This is a genomic window from Pseudomonas sp. LJDD11 (genome assembly GCF_024584215.1).
In the GTDB taxonomy this organism is placed as follows: Bacteria; Pseudomonadota; Gammaproteobacteria; order Pseudomonadales; family Pseudomonadaceae; genus Aquipseudomonas.
In genome coordinates this window covers 1-547 of record NZ_JANJFL010000126.1, presented here as the reverse complement: position 1 = coordinate 547, position 547 = coordinate 1, and the positions used below count along the sequence as shown (strand labels likewise).

Sequence of the window (547 nt, the reverse complement as noted above, 5' to 3'; positions counted from 1 at the left end):
AGCCGCAAACCAAAGTACCCAAGGTGTATTACGTCGAAACAGAACAGCTGATCGACGAACGGTACATAGCAAAATTCGCCGAGGGTTTTTACTTTGCCTACGAGAACATCACCACCCAACCTGCCACGCTGACGCTACTCGGACCTCGCTGTGCGAGGCTCAGTATCGTGGAAGGCCGTTACCATCAGGTAAAACGGATGTTCGGTCATTTCGACAATAAAGTATTGATTCTGCATGGAGAAAGCATGTGGCCTCTGGCCCTGTCCCCCGAGCTAGAGCCCGGCAGCTATCAGGCCCTGAGCCACGAACAAATTCAGTCGATCTGAAAAAGTCACGACCATTCGGCGGAACGATCACATCAATTACGAACGGCACTTGCGGGTTCCCGGATCGCCTGCTTGAATCCAATCGTCAGTCCACATGTGACTGCCAAGTCAGCAACGCATTCTAAGAAACCTTTTGCCGTACCGAGCCCCCGGGCTCACGACAAATAGCCCGCCAATAACAATACCTGTCGAACAGATCGTTAGGATCGACATGGGCCTTC

At 52.3% G+C, this 547-nt stretch carries 1 pseudogene; it reads left to right on the top strand.

From position 1 onward, the window contains the following. Window positions 1-326, top strand: a pseudogene (locus NRB16_RS29125) (16S rRNA pseudouridine(516) synthase); the annotation flags it as partial. Window positions 327-547 lie beyond the last annotated feature (221 nt).